The 15,110-nt window shown below is 61.9% G+C and carries 14 protein-coding genes and 1 pseudogene; 8 read left to right on the top strand and 7 right to left on the bottom strand.

Annotated elements, in window-relative coordinates; translation table 11 throughout:
- Nucleotides 1-82: 82 nt before the first annotated feature.
- Together IFT75_RS13425 and zigA are read left to right on the top strand one after the other, a co-directional pair.
- Nucleotides 83-610: a DUF3617 domain-containing protein gene (locus IFT75_RS13425; protein ID WP_185794797.1), complete on the top strand. Its 528-nt coding sequence runs from the start codon at nt 83-85 to the stop codon at nt 608-610.
- A gap of 156 nt (nt 611-766) precedes the next feature.
- Nucleotides 767-1,978 carry a zinc metallochaperone GTPase ZigA gene (gene zigA / locus IFT75_RS13420; RefSeq protein ID WP_192055159.1) on the top strand — a complete coding sequence of 404 codons (1,212 nt, stop codon included), beginning with the start codon at nt 767-769 and terminating at the stop codon, nt 1,976-1,978.
- A gap of 10 nt (nt 1,979-1,988) precedes the next feature.
- On the opposite strand, the gene IFT75_RS13415 is transcribed toward zigA, so the two are convergent.
- Nucleotides 1,989-2,339, bottom strand: a complete 351-nt coding sequence (locus tag IFT75_RS13415) for an NADH:ubiquinone oxidoreductase (RefSeq protein WP_192055157.1) — start codon at nt 2,337-2,339, stop codon at nt 1,989-1,991.
- A gap of 26 nt (nt 2,340-2,365) precedes the next feature.
- Here IFT75_RS13415 and IFT75_RS13410 point away from each other — a divergent pair, with 26 nt between their 5' ends.
- A complete protein-coding gene (locus tag IFT75_RS13410; RefSeq protein WP_192055155.1) occupies nt 2,366-3,331 on the top strand; it encodes a CobW family GTP-binding protein in 966 nt (321 codons plus the stop codon).
- A 6-nt stretch (nt 3,332-3,337) separates the two neighbouring features.
- On the opposite strand, the gene IFT75_RS13405 is transcribed toward IFT75_RS13410, so the two are convergent.
- A complete protein-coding gene (locus tag IFT75_RS13405; protein WP_122716071.1) occupies nt 3,338-3,727 on the bottom strand; it encodes a DUF3301 domain-containing protein in 390 nt (129 codons plus the stop codon).
- Between the two features lie 117 nt (nt 3,728-3,844).
- On the opposite strand from IFT75_RS13405, the gene pdxY reads away from it, so the two are divergent.
- Nucleotides 3,845-4,711: a pyridoxal kinase PdxY gene (pdxY, locus tag IFT75_RS13400; protein ID WP_122480013.1), complete on the top strand. Its 867-nt coding sequence runs from the start codon at nt 3,845-3,847 to the stop codon at nt 4,709-4,711.
- Here the strand turns inward: pdxY and IFT75_RS13395 are convergent.
- Nucleotides 4,708-5,193, bottom strand: coding sequence for an acyl-CoA thioesterase (locus IFT75_RS13395; RefSeq protein ID WP_122480012.1), 486 nt, complete (start codon nt 5,191-5,193; stop codon nt 4,708-4,710). The genes pdxY and IFT75_RS13395 overlap by 4 nt on opposite strands.
- 251 nt (nt 5,194-5,444) lie before the next feature.
- On the opposite strand from IFT75_RS13395, the gene IFT75_RS13390 reads away from it, so the two are divergent.
- The gene (locus IFT75_RS13390; RefSeq protein WP_192055252.1) at nt 5,445-7,199 is read left to right on the top strand and encodes a cation:proton antiporter domain-containing protein; all 1,755 of its coding nucleotides are present in this window, start codon (nt 5,445-5,447) and stop codon (nt 7,197-7,199) included.
- 101 nt (nt 7,200-7,300) lie between these two features.
- On the opposite strand, the gene IFT75_RS13385 is transcribed toward IFT75_RS13390, so the two are convergent.
- The 3 genes from IFT75_RS13385 to uvrD all read right to left on the bottom strand — a co-directional run bounded on the left by IFT75_RS13385 (nt 7,301) and on the right by uvrD (nt 11,052).
- Nucleotides 7,301-7,708 (bottom strand): SMI1/KNR4 family protein, encoded by a 408-nt coding sequence (locus IFT75_RS13385; protein WP_122480011.1) that lies wholly within the window; start codon nt 7,706-7,708, stop codon nt 7,301-7,303.
- 117 nt (nt 7,709-7,825) lie between these two features.
- Entirely contained in the window at nt 7,826-8,677 is an 852-nt protein-coding gene (locus IFT75_RS13380) for a Tim44 domain-containing protein (RefSeq protein ID WP_192055153.1), read from the bottom strand.
- Between the two features lie 191 nt (nt 8,678-8,868).
- On the bottom strand, nt 8,869-11,052 hold the full coding sequence (uvrD, locus tag IFT75_RS13375) for a DNA helicase II (protein WP_122480009.1): 2,184 nt from the start codon (nt 11,050-11,052) through the stop codon (nt 8,869-8,871).
- A 154-nt stretch (nt 11,053-11,206) separates the two neighbouring features.
- Here uvrD and IFT75_RS13370 point away from each other — a divergent pair.
- The 3 genes and pseudogenes from IFT75_RS13370 to IFT75_RS13360 all read left to right on the top strand — a co-directional run.
- Nucleotides 11,207-12,754 (top strand): annotated as a pseudogene (locus IFT75_RS13370) (PAS domain-containing protein); the annotation flags it as partial.
- Between the two features lie 193 nt (nt 12,755-12,947).
- Nucleotides 12,948-13,823, top strand: a complete 876-nt coding sequence (gene hexR, locus IFT75_RS13365; protein ID WP_122480007.1) for a transcriptional regulator HexR — start codon at nt 12,948-12,950, stop codon at nt 13,821-13,823.
- Between the two features lie 99 nt (nt 13,824-13,922).
- Complete coding sequence (locus IFT75_RS13360; RefSeq protein ID WP_192055150.1) at nt 13,923-14,138, top strand: PA3496 family putative envelope integrity protein; 216 nt, start codon at nt 13,923-13,925, stop codon at nt 14,136-14,138.
- Here IFT75_RS13360 and IFT75_RS13355 read toward each other — a convergent pair.
- Nucleotides 14,080-15,042, bottom strand: coding sequence for a LysR family transcriptional regulator (locus IFT75_RS13355; RefSeq protein ID WP_192055149.1), 963 nt, complete (start codon nt 15,040-15,042; stop codon nt 14,080-14,082). The two genes, IFT75_RS13360 and IFT75_RS13355, sit on opposite strands and share 59 nt — an antisense overlap.
- Nucleotides 15,043-15,110: the final 68 nt, after the last annotated feature.

The following is a 15,110-nucleotide window of genomic DNA, read 5'->3' as shown; positions in this document are numbered from 1 at the left end:
ATTACCGCGCAACTCGGCACCCGTTTCGACGTCAAAGACCCATGCCCGCACTTTTCCCAACGTTCTTGAGGAGTGGAATCAGATGAGATTTAAATGGCCGATGGCTGCATTGGTAGTGTGCCTTTCGGCAACCGGGGCACAGGCGCAGATGCTCCAGCCGGGCCTATGGGAAATGACCACCAGTAACATGCAAGTCGATGGCAAGCCGCTGCCTGACATGCAGGTGATGCTGGGTCAGTTGAAGATGCTTCCACCCGAGCAAAGGGCAATGATGGAAGGCGTGCTTGCCAACCAGGGCATCACGGTGGGCGGCAATGGCATTCGCTCGTGCCTGACGCCTGAACAGGTGAAAACCAACGACATCCCTTTGCAAGATGCAAAGTCCGGCTGCACGCAGAAGATCACTGAGCGCAATGGCAATGTCTGGAAATTTCAGTTCAGTTGCCCCAAGGCTCAGGGTACCGGGCAAGCCCAGTTTCTCAGCGATAGAGAGTTTCTTACCACGGTCAACGGCACGTTCAATGCCTCCGGCGTCGCGCAGAAGGGCAGCATGAACACTCGCGCCGTTTGGTTGGGAAACAACTGTGGGTCAGTGAAGCCTCGCACCTGATAGCTGCAATGCGTGTTCCACGTGGAACACGCGTTTCTCGGCCATGCAATTGTTGCTTAAAGCACAATGTAATCAAGTCAGTGACGACTTATATGTTATGTTATAACAATATAAGCGATGCAGCGTTCGTTGCACCTGTCACCGATGAGGTCCGTCATGCCCAACCGTTTACCCGTCACCGTGCTGTCCGGCTTCCTTGGGGCCGGCAAGAGCACGTTGCTCAATCACATCCTGCGCAACCGGGAGGATCTGCGCGTTGCCGTGATCGTCAACGACATGAGCGAGATCAACATCGACGGCAGTGAAGTGCAGCGTAACGTCAGCCTCAACCGGGCCGAAGAAAGACTGGTCGAAATGAGCAATGGCTGCATCTGCTGCACCCTGCGCGAAGACCTGCTCGAAGAAGTGGCCAAGCTGGCTGCCGAGGGGCGTTTCGATTACCTGCTGATCGAATCGACGGGCATCTCCGAGCCGCTGCCGGTGGCCGAGACTTTTACCTTCCGCGACGAGCACGGCCAGAGCCTGGCCGATCTGGCCCGGCTCGACACCATGGTCACGGTGGTCGACGGGGTCAATTTCCTGCTCGACTATCAGGCAGCGGAAAGCCTGGCGACGCGCGGCGAAACCCTGGGAGAGGACGACGAGCGAGCCATCACTGATTTGTTGGTGGAACAGGTGGAATTTGCCGACGTCATCCTTATCAGCAAGATCGACCTCATCAGTCAGGCTGAACGCACCGAGCTGATGGCAGTACTGCACACACTCAACCCCGGCGCGCAGGTCATGCCCATGGTCATGGGGCAGGTGCCGCTGGCACGCATTCTGGACACCGGGCTGTTCGATTTCGAGCGCGCAGCGCAAGCGCCAGGTTGGCTGAAGGTGCTCAGGGGTGAGCATGTTGCGGAAACCGCAGAATACGGCATTGCATCCACGGCCTACCGCGCCCGGCGTCCGTTCCACCCACAGCGCTTCCATGACTTCATCGACAAACCCTGGACCAATGGTCGGCTGCTGCGCTCCAAAGGCTTTTTCTGGCTCGCCAGCAAACCCCAGGAAGCAGGAAGCTGGTCCCAGGCGGGTGGGTTGATGCGCTATGGCTTCGCTGGCCGCTGGTGGCGTTTCGTGCCGCAAACGCAATGGCCGCAGGAGGCCGAGAGTGTGGCTGCCATCCAGCAAACCTGGCAGACCGACACCGGAGACTGCCGCCAGGAGCTGGTATTCATCGGGCAGAACATGGATTTCGCAGCGTTGGGCCACGCGCTGGACCAGTGTCTGCTGGATGATGAGGAACTGGCCCAGGGCGCACAGGCCTGGGTGCACTGGCCGGATCCGTTCGGCGAGTGGCACGATCAAGGCCAGCAGGCGTGATCCAGATTGCTCAGGGCAAGATCCATTGTCCCTGACTGTTCTGTTCGCAGAACGGCTTGAGGTAGGCGGCGTCGCTCGCCACACCGTAGTAGTGGATGTCCTGTTCATAGGGCATGCGCTCGACCCGAGCGCCGCGGCAGATGCCGTAGGCGCCTCGTGGGCACTGCGCCAGGAATTGCACTTCGACCTGCTGCCCCGGCAGGTTGGGTCGACAAAAACCTTCCTTGAACAGCTTCGGCGGTATAGTGCGATTCTGCTGGCACACTTCGACGCTTACCCGTTCTGCCTGGCTATGCACCACGCAGGCCTCGGCCCACACCTGGGTACTGGCCAGCAGCCCCAGCAAACCCCACACACGCATCGCTCAACCTCCATAGATATCCGACCATGCTGCAGAACATCCCCACCCATGTCATCGCAGGCCCCTTGGGCGCCGGCAAGACCAGCCTGATTCGTCGTCTGCTGGCGTGCAAGCCGACAAACCAGCGTTGGGCCGTGCTGATCAACGAATTCGGCCTGGTGGGCATCGACGCCGCGCTGCTTGCCACCACCGATGATGGTATCGCAATCGGCGAAATCGCCGGAGGATGTCTGTGCTGCGTGAACGGTGCGCCGTTTCAGATCGGCCTGGGCCGCCTGCTGCGCAAAGCCCGGCCGGATCGCCTGTTCATCGAACCCTCGGGTCTGGGTCATCCTTTGCAGATCCTTTCGCAACTGAGCGAAGCGCCCTGGCGCGGCGTTCTGGCGGTGCAACCGCTGGTGATGGTGCTCGACGCGCTGACCCTTGCGAAAGGCGTCGCGCTGCCAGCTGCACAGCGCGAAGCCGCTGAAGTGGCAGGCTTGTTGATCATGAACAAGGCAAAGCCGACGCCAGAAGTGTGCATAACTTCAGGGTTACCCACAGACCGACTGCTGTGGCTCGATGTCGATCAGGTGCGATTCGAGCAATTGCCCCTTGTGGATAATTCAACGCCACTGGTTGTGGACAGGCTGAGGAAGCTCCCGCAAGCCACGGGCGAAATCTGGGTGGATAAGTCCCAGCCGCAATGCCAGGTGCAGGATCACCGCGATGGCTGGAGCATCGGCTGGCGATGGCAAGCCCGAACGCAGTTCGATTTGCCAACAGTGGAGCGCGCATTGGCCACTTGGTCTTGGCGACGGGCCAAGCTGGTTATCCACAGCCCGAATGGATGGTTTTCGAGCAACCTGCTGGCGGGGCAGTCGGTGCAGTGGAAAACCAGTGAATGGCGTCGTGATTCACGTTTGGAGCTGATATTCGATACGCCGCAGGACGCAGCCGCCCTTCAGGATCACTTGCAGCAGGCACGCGTGGACGACCCATCGCAGCGCTGACGTCGCTCAGGGACGCCAGCGCTTGTGTTCCTGACGCCACTGACTCATCTCGATGACTTCGGCACTGGTCGCGGTTTTCACTTCGAACGGGTAGGGCGCCAGCTCGATCTGCACCGCGTGCGGCCCGAATTGGGTGGCAATGCCCGCATGGCGTTGCTCGCCGGTTACCGTGAATTCGAAGTTGTACACACGCGCCAGACGCTTGCGGCCGTTGGCATCGGCCAGCCAGGCAAAACGCTTGAAGGCCACGTTGTCGTCGAGCAGTTCCAGGTCGAGCTTGCTGCAATGCTGCTTGACCCGCGCCAGGGCCTTTTCACGCAGGCCATGGTTGTGCCACAGCCAAGCCGCACCTGCGGCCATCAACATCAGGATGAACATATTGCCAAGGGTCAACATCGAAGTGCGCTCCAACCGGTTGCTCGCAGCTTAACTGTGTCTCCGGTCTGTCGTACAGGCTGCATTTCGCGCGATACTGCGCGCCATGAAGTCCTGTCACCGGTCCGGAATCCTTGCATGAAACGTACACCACACCTGCTCGCCATCCAGTCCCATGTCGTGTTCGGCCACGCCGGCAACAGCGCGGCGGTTTTTCCGATGCAGCGGGTGGGGGTCAAGGTCTGGCCACTGAATACGGTGCAGTTTTCCAATCACACTCAGTATGGCCAGTGGACGGGAGAAGTGTTGGCGCCGCAACACATTCCCGCACTGGTCGAAGGGATTGCGACGATTGGCGAGTTGGGCAACTGCGATGCCGTGCTCAGTGGCTATCTGGGCAGCGCCGCGCAGGGGCGAGCGATCCTGGGCGTGGTACGTCGGGTCAAGGCGGCCAATCCCAAGGCCCTGTATCTGTGCGACCCGGTGATGGGGCATGCGGAAAAAGGCTGCGTGGTGCCGGCCGAGGTCAGCGACTTTCTGCTCGATGAAGCCGTTGCCGCTGCCGACGTGCTGTGTCCCAACCAGCTGGAGCTCGACAGCTTCAGCGGGCGAAAGGCCCAATCCCTGCCGGACTGCGTGGCCATGGCGCGGGCATTACTGGCGCGCGGACCCAAGGCGGTGCTGGTCAAGCACCTGGCCTATCCGGGCAAATCGGCCGAAGACTTCGAAATGCTTCTGGTCACTGCCGCGGGCAGCTGGCACCTGCGTCGTCCGCTGCTGGCGTTTCCGCGCCAACCGGTCGGGGTGGGTGACCTGACCAGTGGCTTGTTCCTCGCCCGGCTGCTGCTGGGCGATGACTGGCTGGCGGCTTTCGAATTCACCGCGGCGGCGGTGCACGAAGTGCTGCTGGAAACCCAGGCCTGCGCCAGCTACGAGCTGGAGCTGGTGCGTGCCCAGGACCGCATCGTCCATCCGCGCCTGCGGTTCGAAGCCGTGGCGCTTTAAATCGGCTCGTCCTTGAGATCGCGGTAGCGCTTTTCCAGCTCCTGGCGAATCTGCCGACGTTGCTGCGCCTGGATGAAGCGCCGTGTGCCTTCGGCATCCTGCGGCTGCAGGGGCGGTACGCTGGCCGGCTTGCGCTGGTCATCCACTGCCACCATGGTGAAGAAACAGCTGTTGGTGTGGCGCACGGAGCGTTCGCGGATGTTCTCGGTGACCACCTTGATGCCCACTTCCATCGAAGTATTGCCGGTGTAATTGACCGAAGCCAGGAACGTCACCAGTTCGCCGACATGCACCGGCTCGCGGAAGATCACCTGATCCACCGACAAGGTCACCACATACCGGCCGGCATAGCGGCTGGCGCAGGCGTATGCCACTTCGTCGAGGTATTTGAGCAGCGTTCCTCCGTGCACATTGCCGGAAAAATTGGCCATGTCGGGGGTCATCAGCACCGTCATCGACAGCTGGGCGTTTCCAGGTTCCATAGTGAACTCACGGTTGGTTGGCAGAAGTGCAGGGGCGTCGCCTATATTGGCGTTTGCCGCTTTCAAGGGGTTGCATCCAGAAGCGGACGCCGAACGGACGGGCGCCGTCACGTCTATCGTGCCATTACGCAGGGCATAGCGGCGATCTGTTTCCGCATATTGCACCGACGTTCGCCTGCAATGGCCGGTGTTAATCTGCCTTTCTGAAACAATTGGTACAGCAATTCTGAATAGCAATGGAGGCTATCACCGTGCATGCCATCAGTTTTATCCAGGACCTGGCGGTGATCATGCTGGTAGCCGGCGTGGTGACGATTCTGTTTCACCGGCTACGGCAACCCGTGGTGCTGGGCTACATCGTTGCCGGCTTCATCATCGGCCCCCATACGCCGCCGTTCGGCTTGATCCACGACGAAGACACCATCAAGACCCTGGCCGAACTGGGCGTGATCTTTCTGATGTTCAGCCTGGGCCTGGAATTCAGCCTGCGCAAACTGTTCCAGGTCGGTGCCACGGCCTTCATCGCTGCGTTCCTGGAAATCGTGCTGATGATCTGGATCGGCTACGAAATCGGCCGCTGGTTCGATTGGGGTACCATGGACTCGCTGTTCCTCGGGGCTATCCTGGCCATTTCCTCGACCACCATCATCGTCAAGGCGCTCAACGACCTGAAGATGAAGAACGAGCGCTTCGCCCAGTTGATCTTCGGCGTGTTGATCGTCGAGGATATTCTAGGTATCGGTATCATCGCCCTGCTGTCGGGGATTGCCGTCAGCGGCGCGGTCAGTTCGGGCGAGGTGTTCTCGACGGTCGGCAAGCTCTCGCTGTTCATGGTCATTGCCCTGGTCGTGGGCATCCTGGTGGTGCCCCGACTGCTGGCCTATGTGGCCACCTTCGAAAGCAACGAGATGCTGCTGGTGACCGTGCTGGGCCTGTGCTTCGGCTTTTGCCTGCTGGTGGTCAAGCTTGAATACAGCATGGTGCTCGGGGCTTTCCTGATCGGGGCGATCATGGCCGAGTCGCGGCAATTGCTGAAGATCGAGCGTCTGATCGAACCCATCCGCGACATGTTCAGCGCGATCTTCTTCGTCGCCATCGGCCTCATGCTCGACCCCGCCATCCTGCTCGACTATGCCTGGCCGATTGCAGTCATCACCGTGGCCGTGGTGCTCGGCAAGATCGTCTCTTGCGGGCTGGGTGCGTTCATTGCCGGCAACGATGGCAAGACATCGCTGCGGGTGGGCATGGGCTTGTCGCAGATCGGCGAGTTCTCGTTCATCATCGCCGCGCTGGGCATGACCCTGCAGGTCACCAGCGATTTTCTCTATCCCGTTGCCGTGGCCGTGTCGGTGCTGACCACGCTGTCCACGCCGTACCTGATCCGGGCAGCCGATCCCTTGTCGCATCGCCTCGGCGCTATCGTGCCGCAACGTGTCGCACGCGTGCTGGGCATGTACGGGGAATGGCTGCGCAGCATCCAGCCGCGGGGGCAGGGCGCCATGCTGGCATCGATGATCCGCAAGATCCTCCTGCAGGTAGGGGTCAACCTGGCACTGGTGATCGGCATCTTTCTGGCCGGCGCCTATTTTGCCGAACGTATCGGCGGTCACCTGACGACTTGGGTAGCCGAGCCAGGCGGGCAGAAGGCGTTGATCTGGGGCGCAGCCTTGCTGCTGTCGCTGCCGTTTTTGATCGCCGCCTATCGCAAGCTCAAGGCGCTGTCGATGCTGCTGGCGGAAATGGGGGTGAAGCCTGAAATGGCTGGCAGGCATACCCAGCGGGTGCGGCGCATCATCGCCGAAGTCATTCCGCTGCTGTCGCTGCTGGTGATTTTCGTGCTGCTGGCGGCACTGTCGGCGAGCATATTGCCGACCATGGAATTACTGCTGCTGATTGCAGTGGTTGCAGCAGCAGTGGTGGCCGTGTTGTGGCGCTGGTTCATTCGCGTGCATACGCGGATGCAGGTGGCTTTGCTGGAAACCTTGGATAACAACGTCGAGCATTGAATTTGGGCAGGCAGGTTTGGCCTCTTCGCGGGTAGAACCCGCTCCCACAGGGTTGGCGGCGCGCCATCGAGCTGTGAAAAGGTCACACCTGCCTGCATCAATCAGCTTTCCAGCCAGACGTCTCGCACCCAGTGCCAGACCGACTCCCAGCTTTCCTCGGTCACCAGCTCTTCCTCGCCCGACCACAGCACCACGGTGCCGTCTTCTTCGACACAGTAGTAGTCCTCGCCGTCCTGACAGATCGGGATCAGCTCGCGTGGTACGCCGATGTCCCAGGCGCTGGCGGCGACCTCCGGCAGATACGTATGCGATTGCGGGTCGGTCACGGTGACCGGTTCCAGACTGCCATACACGACGTCGCTGACGGTGAGCAGATACTCCTTGAAGACGAACGGAATATTGATGAACAACTGCTCTTCGATCTCGACCAGCAGGTCTTCGTCTGGCAGTTCCAGGGGAACCGGTACCGGTTCATTGGCTTCTCGGAGCTGCTCGATCACTTCTTCCACGATGTTTTCCTCTGACCAGAATACGCGCTGCGGTTTATACCTTAGCTGGAAATGGATGCAACGTTCAAAATGCAAAAACCCCGACCAGGGCCGGGGCTTTGCAAAGCGTGACGTGTATCAGTTCTGGCGGATACCCGCGACCAGCCAAGGCTGATTTTCGCCCTGGGCGCGTTCCATGTTCCAGCTTTCGCTGAAGGGTTCGCCCTTGTCGAAGCGCGAGGTCTTCGATACGCCGACGAATGTCAGGGTAGCGATGGTTTTCTCGGCGCGGTCATCGACACCTTCCAGCTGCACTTGCAGATCGTCGATGTAGGTGGACTGGAAGCCATCACCCAGCTCGGCACGTTCCTGCTTCAACGATTGCAGCATCTGCGGGGTAACGAACTCGGCGATCTTGTCCATCTCGTTGGCGTCCCAGTGCTGCTGCAGCGACTGGAAGTGGCTGCGGGCTGCGTTCAGGAAGCTTTCTTCGTTGAACCAGGCCGGCGCGTTGATCACCGGACGGGCTGCGGAAGCACCACTGGCGCCACCGAAGATCGACGGTTGGGCAGGTGCCTGGTCGATCGCTTCACGCTGGTACGGAGCACCGGCGCCGGCCATTTGCGGGCCCTGCTGCTTGCGACGGCGAGCGGCGATGAAGCGGAAGATCAGGAAGGCGATGACCGCCATGATCAGGAAGTCGAAGATCTGCATGCCCTGGAAGCCATCGCCCATGAACATGGACGCCAGCAGGCCACCGGCGGCGAGGCCGGCCAGAGGGCCCAACCAGCGCGAGGCACCGCTGGCGGCTGGGGCTGCACGGCCTGGGACGGCTGCTGCGGCACCTGGGGTGGTGGGCGCGGCCTGGCGAGTCTGGTGAGTCGGGGCTGCGCCCATGCTCTTGCCGCCGCCGAAGCGTTTGGCACTGGCATCGAGGCTCATGGTCAGGCCGATGCACAGGGCCAGGGCCATGCTGAGAAAACGTTGCATAGGTTCATTCCGTTAGGTGGATTGCACGCGAGTCATGTTGCACAGGTGCGCTGTACATAGCTAGTGACAACATGTTTCGAGCTTTTGCGTAAATGCGAAGCGCGGCGTAGGAAAATTCGTTGCTCCTTGGAAAGGCCGTGTCGGCTTTTTCGCGGCCGCCGGGCACCGCGACAAAGCCCTGCAGCCAGTGGCTACACTGGCTCGAGCTTCGCGTACCCCAGCATCAACCACTTGCTGCCCTCGGCGAAGTTGACCTGCACCCGCGCCTGCGCGCCGGAGCCTTCGAAGTTGAGGATCACGCCTTCGCCAAACACAGAGTGCTGCACGCGCTGGCCCAGGTTGAACTGGGTTTCCGGAATGTTGGCCGCACCGAACAGGCTGCTCGAGTTCTGCGCCTGGCCACCGCCGAAAGGACGACTCACGCTGTTGGACAAGCGCACTTCCTGGATCAGCCCGGCGGGCACCTCGCGCACGAAGCGCGACACCTTGTTGTAGGTCTCGCTGCCGTAGAGGCGGCGCGTTTCGGCGTAGGTCATGACCAGCTGCTGCATGGCCCGGGTGATGCCGACATAGGCCAGGCGACGCTCTTCCTCGAGACGGCCAGGCTCTTCCAGGCTCATCTTGTGCGGGAACAGGCCTTCTTCCATGCCCACCAGGAACACGTAGGGAAACTCCAGGCCCTTGGCGCTGTGCAGGGTCATCAGCTGCACGCTGTCCTCGTGCTCCTCGGCCTGGGTGTCGCCGGCCTCGAGCGAGGCATGGCCCAGGAATGCCGCCAGCGGCGTCAGGTCGGCTTCTGCCTCGCCGTTTTCGAAGTTGCGCGCAGCGCTGACCAGTTCCTCGAGGTTTTCCACCCGTGCCTGGCCTTTTTCGCCCTTTTCTTCCTGGTGGTAGATGATCAGGCCGGACTGCTCGATGACCGTCTGGGTCATCAGGTGCAACGGCATCTGCATGACCTTGGCGGCGAGGTTCTCGATCAGCTCGATGAACGCGCCCAGGGCATTGGCGGCACGCCCGGTCAGGCCCTTGTTGGCCACCAGTTGGCGGCCGGCTTCCCACATCGACACTTCGGCATGACGGGCATGCTGACGGATGGCTTCGACGGTCTTCTCGCCCAGGCCGCGTGGCGGGACGTTGATCACCCGCTCCAGGGCGGCATCGTTGCCGCGCCCTTCGAGCAGGCGCAGGTACGCCATGGCGTTCTTGATTTCGGCGCGTTCGAAGAAGCGCTGCCCGCCATAGATGCGATAAGGGATACGCTCGCGCAACAGCGCCTCTTCCAGCACCCGCGACTGGGCGTTGGAACGGTAGAGAATAGCGATGTCGCTGCGCGCCAGGCCTGTCTTGAGCGCGCTCTCGATGGTTTCGACCACATAGCGCGCCTCGTCGTGTTCGTTGAACGCGGCGTACAGGCTGATCGGCTCGCCATCGCCGCCATCGGTCCACAGCTCCTTGCCCAGACGCCCGCTGTTGTTGGCGATCAGGGCGTTGGCGGCCTTGAGGATGCCGGCGGTGGAGCGGTAGTTCTGTTCCAGACGAATCAGCTGCGAATCAGGGAAGTCGGCGGAATACTGGTGAATGTTTTCGATCTTGGCGCCGCGCCAGCCGTAGATCGACTGGTCGTCGTCGCCTACCACCATCAGGCTGTCGCCACCTTGTGCCAGCAACCGCAGCCAGGCGTACTGCACGGCGTTGGTGTCCTGGAATTCGTCGACCAGCACATGGCGGAAACGGCGCTGATAGTGCGCCAGCAAGCCAGGGTTGTCGCGCCACAGGTCGAGGGCGCGCAGCAGCAGTTCGGAGAAGTCGATCACCCCCGCCCGCGCGCAGGCCGCCTCGTACGCTTCGTAGATCGAGCGCATGGTCGCCAGGAACAGGTCGCCACCGGGCTGGATGTGCTGCGGGCGCAAGCCCTCGTCCTTCTGCCCGTTGATGAACCACTGCGCCTGGCGCACCGGCCACTTCTGCTCGTCCAGGCCCAGCTCGCGCATGACCCGCTTGACCAGGCGCTGCTGGTCGTCGCTGTCGAGGATCTGGAAGTTCTGGTTCAGGCCAGCTTCCTGCCAGTGCGCGCGCAGCAGGCGATGGGCCAGGCCGTGGAAGGTGCCGACCCACATGCCGGCCGGGTTGATGCCCATCAGCTGCTCGATGCGCTGGCGCATCTCGGCGGCCGCCTTGTTGGTGAACGTCACCGACAGCAGCGAGTGCGGCGAGGCGTTTTCGACCTGGATCAGCCAGGCGATACGGTGCACCAGCACTCGGGTTTTACCGGAACCAGCACCGGCCAGGACCAACTGACGGCCGACGGAGGCCGCTACGGCCTGGCGTTGGGCATCGTTGAGGGAGTTCAGCAGAAGGGAGAGGTCATCGCGCATCCGGGCATTTTAGGGTGCGCGATGGAGTTGGGGCAAACAAGAGTTGCGCGTCTTTGGATAAATACCTGCAGAGTCGGACATAAGGTGCAAGTGCGACGCCTGTGCTTGTGTATTCTGGCTCGACGGATGGCACCTCACGACAAGCACATTGCCCATGACGCCGAACCTCAACCCGCTGGACTCGCCCCTGGAGCAGCAGGCCCTGCAGGAGCGCTACGCCGCGCAACTGGCCGCCGAGCGCACGCGCCTGCTGTACCAGGGCTCGTTGCTGCCGACCTTGCTGATGCTGCTCAACGGCGGCCTGTGCGCCTGGCTGCTATGGATTCCGCAGCATTACCTGGGGGTCAGCATCGGGTTGTTGTGGCTGTTGCTGCTGGTGGCCGGACGGGTCATCCAGGTGGCGGCGTTCGATGCGGCCATGCCGGACCGGCAGGCCCAGGCCCACTGGCGGCGCATGTTCATCTTCGGCTCGGCCGTCAGCGGCGCGACCCTGGCGGCGGCGGCCATCATGCTGGTGTCCGAAGACAACCTCATCCAGCAGGCCTGGGTGTTCGGCCTGCTCGGCGCGGCGACGCTGTCGGCCAGCGTGGCCTACGCCGTCAGCCTGCCGGCCTTTCTTGCCTATACCTTGCCGTGCCTGCTGCCGCCCACCGCCTACCTGTTCGTATGGAACGACGGCGCCCAGCGCGGCTGGGGCTGGTTCGGGCTGATTTTCCTAGGGGCATTGCTGGTGGTCGCCTGGCAGGTCAATCGCCTGACCAACCGCAGCCTGTTGCGGCGCTTTCGCAACCAGGAGCTGATCGAGACCCTGCAGTTGGCGCAAAGCCGCAGCGAGCGCCTGAACCAGGCCCTGACCACCGAAGTTGGCCAGCGCCGCGAGGCCCAGCAGCAATTGGCTCAAGCCCATGCGGAGCTGGAAAATCGCGTGCAGCAGCGCAGTCGTGAACTGGATCAGGCCAACCAGGCGCTGGGCAAGAGCGAGCAGCGTCTGGCCCTGGCGTTGGAGGCGAGCGGTTTGGGCCTGTGGGACTGGAACCTGAGCACTGACGAGGTCTACCACACCCAACTCAAGGAGCTGTTCGGCCTGGAGCCGGAATTCATGCAGGCAATGCTCAAGCAACTGCGCCCGCGCATGCACCCGGAGGACGTGCCGCGGGTGAAGCGCGCCATGATCGACCACCTCAAGGGTCGCAGCGACGACTACCTGGTGCAGTACCGCATCCGCCACCATGAAGGCCACTGGTTGTGGATCGAAGACCACGGTCGGGCCGTGGAGCGTGCGGCGGATGGCAGTGTCCTGCGCATGGTCGGCACCCGCCGCGACGCCAGCCGCGACATCGCCCTGAGCGGCCAGCTGGAGCTGGCGGGGTTGGTGTTCGACCATTCCAGCGAGGGCATCCTGGTGCTCGACGCTCATTGCAAAGTACTGACGTCGAATCCGGCATTCAGCCGTATTACCGGGCTGGCTGCGCATCAGCTCTGCGGGCGATCCTGGTGGCAACTGCCTTGCAGTCGCGATGCGCGCAGGTGCGAGGCGTCGATTCGGCATGCCGTGAGCGTCGAGGGTTCATGGCAGGGAGCGCTGACCGAGACGCGACTGAATGGGGAGCAGTATGGTCAATGGCTACAACTGATCGGCGTGCGAAATGCCCGAGGTGAAGTTCACCAGACCATCGTTCTGGTCACCGACGTGTCGGCGCGTACCGGTGACCACCGCTAGCCTGGGCCGGGGTACGCGCAGGTGAGACTCATGGGTACCGATGACATTCGCAAGGGCCGGATTGGCGGCCGATCATCCTTGCTGAGACGTTTAACTGGGCGATCACAGAGGCCTGTAGTATAACTGCAGACTAGCTACATCCCGGCCCTTCGACCCCTTTAGCGGAAGCTGTCCCTTGAACCTGCTGCAACACATCGACCAGTCTCGCCACCTGCTGCGCAAATCCGAACTCAAGGTTGCCGAGCATGTGCTGCTGGACCCTGCGGCGGTGATGCACAGCTCCATGGCCGACCTGGCGCACAGCGTGGGCATCAGCGAGCCGACCATCGTGCGTTTCTGCCGGGCGATCGGCTGCACCGGTTTCCAGGACCTCAAACTCAAGCTGGCGCAAAGCCTGGCGGCGGGGGCGAGTTTCGGTCAGTTCGCCATCCACGAAGACGACTCGGTGGCCGACTACAGCCTGAAGATCTTCGACACCACCCTGCATACTCTGATGGAGGTGCGCGAGAAGCTCGACCCCGAAGCCCTGCAGCGGGCGATCAGCGCCATGGTTACCGCACAGCGTGTCGAGTTCTATGGTTTCGGCGCATCCGGCGCAGTGGCCGCCGATGCTCAGCACAAGTTCTTCCGTCTGCTGCTGACAGCGGCGGCGTACTCGGACCCGCACATGCAGGCCATGTCCGCAGTGACACTGAAGCCGACCGACGTGGCCGTGTGCATCTCCCAATCCGGGCGCTCGAAGGACCTGCTGATCACCGCCAACCTGGTGCGTGAAACCGGCGCCACCCTGATTTCGCTGTGCCCGGGGCAGACGCCGTTGGCGGAACTGGCGACGGTCAACCTGGCGGTCGACGTGCATGAAGACACCGAGATCTACACCCCGCTGGCCTCTCGCATCGCCCACCTGGTGGTGATCGACGTACTGGCCATGGGCGTGGCAATGGCTCGCGGCCCAGACCTGGTCAATCACTTGAAGAGCGTCAAGCGCAGTCTGCGCAGCCTGCGCCTGTCGCCCAAGTCGTTGAAGGCCCACGAGGCTCACGAGGACTGAGCGACCGCTGCGGTTTAACCCGATGTTCACCGCCTCGTCGCCAAACCTTCACATAGCCACGCCACCCTGTACTCCCGAACTCGAACTGGGAGACACGCAATGGCTCGTTACTTCGATGGCTCGCAACCGCAGGGCAACAGTGCTACCCGTACCAAACGCCAGCAGGAAGATCAGCGCCGCATGGAGTTTCGCCGCGCGATCGAGAGCTATTCCGAGCAGCGTCGCTTGCTCCAGGAAATCGGCGACGATGCCGAGCTCAATTACTGGCAGGCGGCATCGGCGGGTTCCCGCCAAAACGCTCGACCAGCGCCTTGATCTGCGCACGTTCGGCGCGGATGAATGCGGCAAAGGCCAACGCCACCGGCGACTGACGCCGTGCCTTGGCCTGCACCACGCACCAACTGCGCTGCAACGGCAGCTCTTCCACACGCAATTCGCATAACGTGCCTGTGGATAACTCCCTGGCGACGGCGTGGCGTGTCAGCAGTGCCAGCCCCAGCCCCGCAATCACGCATTCGCGCTGAGCCTCGGCGGAAGACACTTCCAGCGTCTGCGCAAAATGCACGCGCTTCTCCTTGAAATATTCCTCGCACGCTCGTCGTGTGCCCGAACCCTGTTCTCGTACCAGCAGGGTATAGGCCTGCAGGTCCTGCAGGTTCACCCGTTCCTGCTGGCACAGCGGGTGCTCGGGCGGAGCCACCGCCACGATCGGGTTGTTGAGGAAGGGCATGAAGTCCAGCCCCATGTCCTGCGGCACCATCGACATGATGGTCACGTCGTCGCGGTTGTCACTCAAACGGCGAATGACCTGCGCACGGTTGACCACCGTGAGCTGCAGATTGACTTCCGGATGCAGCGTGCGGAAGGCGGCGAACAGGTGTGGCGTGAAATATTTGGCACTGGATTCGACCGCCAGCTTGAGTTGCCCCTGCAGCGAGCCCTGCAGGTCGGACAGCTGCATGTCGAGGTTTTCCAGGCGGCCGAAGATGTCCCGGCTGGCGGCCTGCAGCGCTTGCGCTGCCTCGGTCAGGTAGAGCTTCTTGCCCACATAGTCGAATAAGGGCTGGCCCACCAGCTCTTCCAGCTGACGAATCTGCAAGCTGACTGCCGGTTGAGTCAGCGACATTTCTTCTGCCGCGCGGCTGTAGGAGCGCAGGTCGCACACTTCGTTGAACACTTGCAGCTGACGCAACGTCAGGCGCATCAATGACTTACGCATTTCTCAATCCGATGTGCGGTGTGCAGTTTCTCAAATATAAGCTTTTACTAATATGTAACCCAACAAAG

The sequence above is a fragment of the Pseudomonas sp. CFBP 8758 genome, assembly GCF_014841725.1.
GTDB classification, from domain to species: Bacteria; Pseudomonadota; Gammaproteobacteria; order Pseudomonadales; family Pseudomonadaceae; genus Aquipseudomonas; species Aquipseudomonas baltica.
The sequence above is the reverse complement of the archived record's forward strand: the minus strand, read 5'-3'. Positions and strand labels throughout refer to the sequence as shown.

Excerpts from the sequence above, each read along its gene's own strand:
- IFT75_RS13425 (WP_185794797.1), top strand. The coding sequence starts at position 83 with ATGAGATTTAAATGGCCGATGGCTGCATTGGTAGTGTGCCTTTCGGCA.
- zigA (WP_192055159.1), top strand. The coding sequence starts at position 767 with ATGCCCAACCGTTTACCCGTCACCGTGCTGTCCGGCTTCCTTGGGGCC.
- IFT75_RS13415 (WP_192055157.1), bottom strand. The coding sequence starts at position 2,339 with ATGCGTGTGTGGGGTTTGCTGGGGCTGCTGGCCAGTACCCAGGTGTGG.
- IFT75_RS13410 (WP_192055155.1), top strand. The coding sequence starts at position 2,366 with ATGCTGCAGAACATCCCCACCCATGTCATCGCAGGCCCCTTGGGCGCC.
- IFT75_RS13405 (WP_122716071.1), bottom strand. The coding sequence starts at position 3,727 with ATGTTGACCCTTGGCAATATGTTCATCCTGATGTTGATGGCCGCAGGT.
- pdxY (WP_122480013.1), top strand. The coding sequence starts at position 3,845 with ATGAAACGTACACCACACCTGCTCGCCATCCAGTCCCATGTCGTGTTC.
- IFT75_RS13395 (WP_122480012.1), bottom strand. The coding sequence starts at position 5,193 with ATGGAACCTGGAAACGCCCAGCTGTCGATGACGGTGCTGATGACCCCC.
- IFT75_RS13380 (WP_192055153.1), bottom strand. The coding sequence starts at position 8,677 with ATGCAACGTTTTCTCAGCATGGCCCTGGCCCTGTGCATCGGCCTGACC.
- uvrD (WP_122480009.1), bottom strand. The coding sequence starts at position 11,052 with ATGCGCGATGACCTCTCCCTTCTGCTGAACTCCCTCAACGATGCCCAA.
- IFT75_RS13360 (WP_192055150.1), top strand. The coding sequence starts at position 13,923 with ATGGCTCGTTACTTCGATGGCTCGCAACCGCAGGGCAACAGTGCTACC.
- IFT75_RS13355 (WP_192055149.1), bottom strand. The coding sequence starts at position 15,042 with ATGCGTAAGTCATTGATGCGCCTGACGTTGCGTCAGCTGCAAGTGTTC.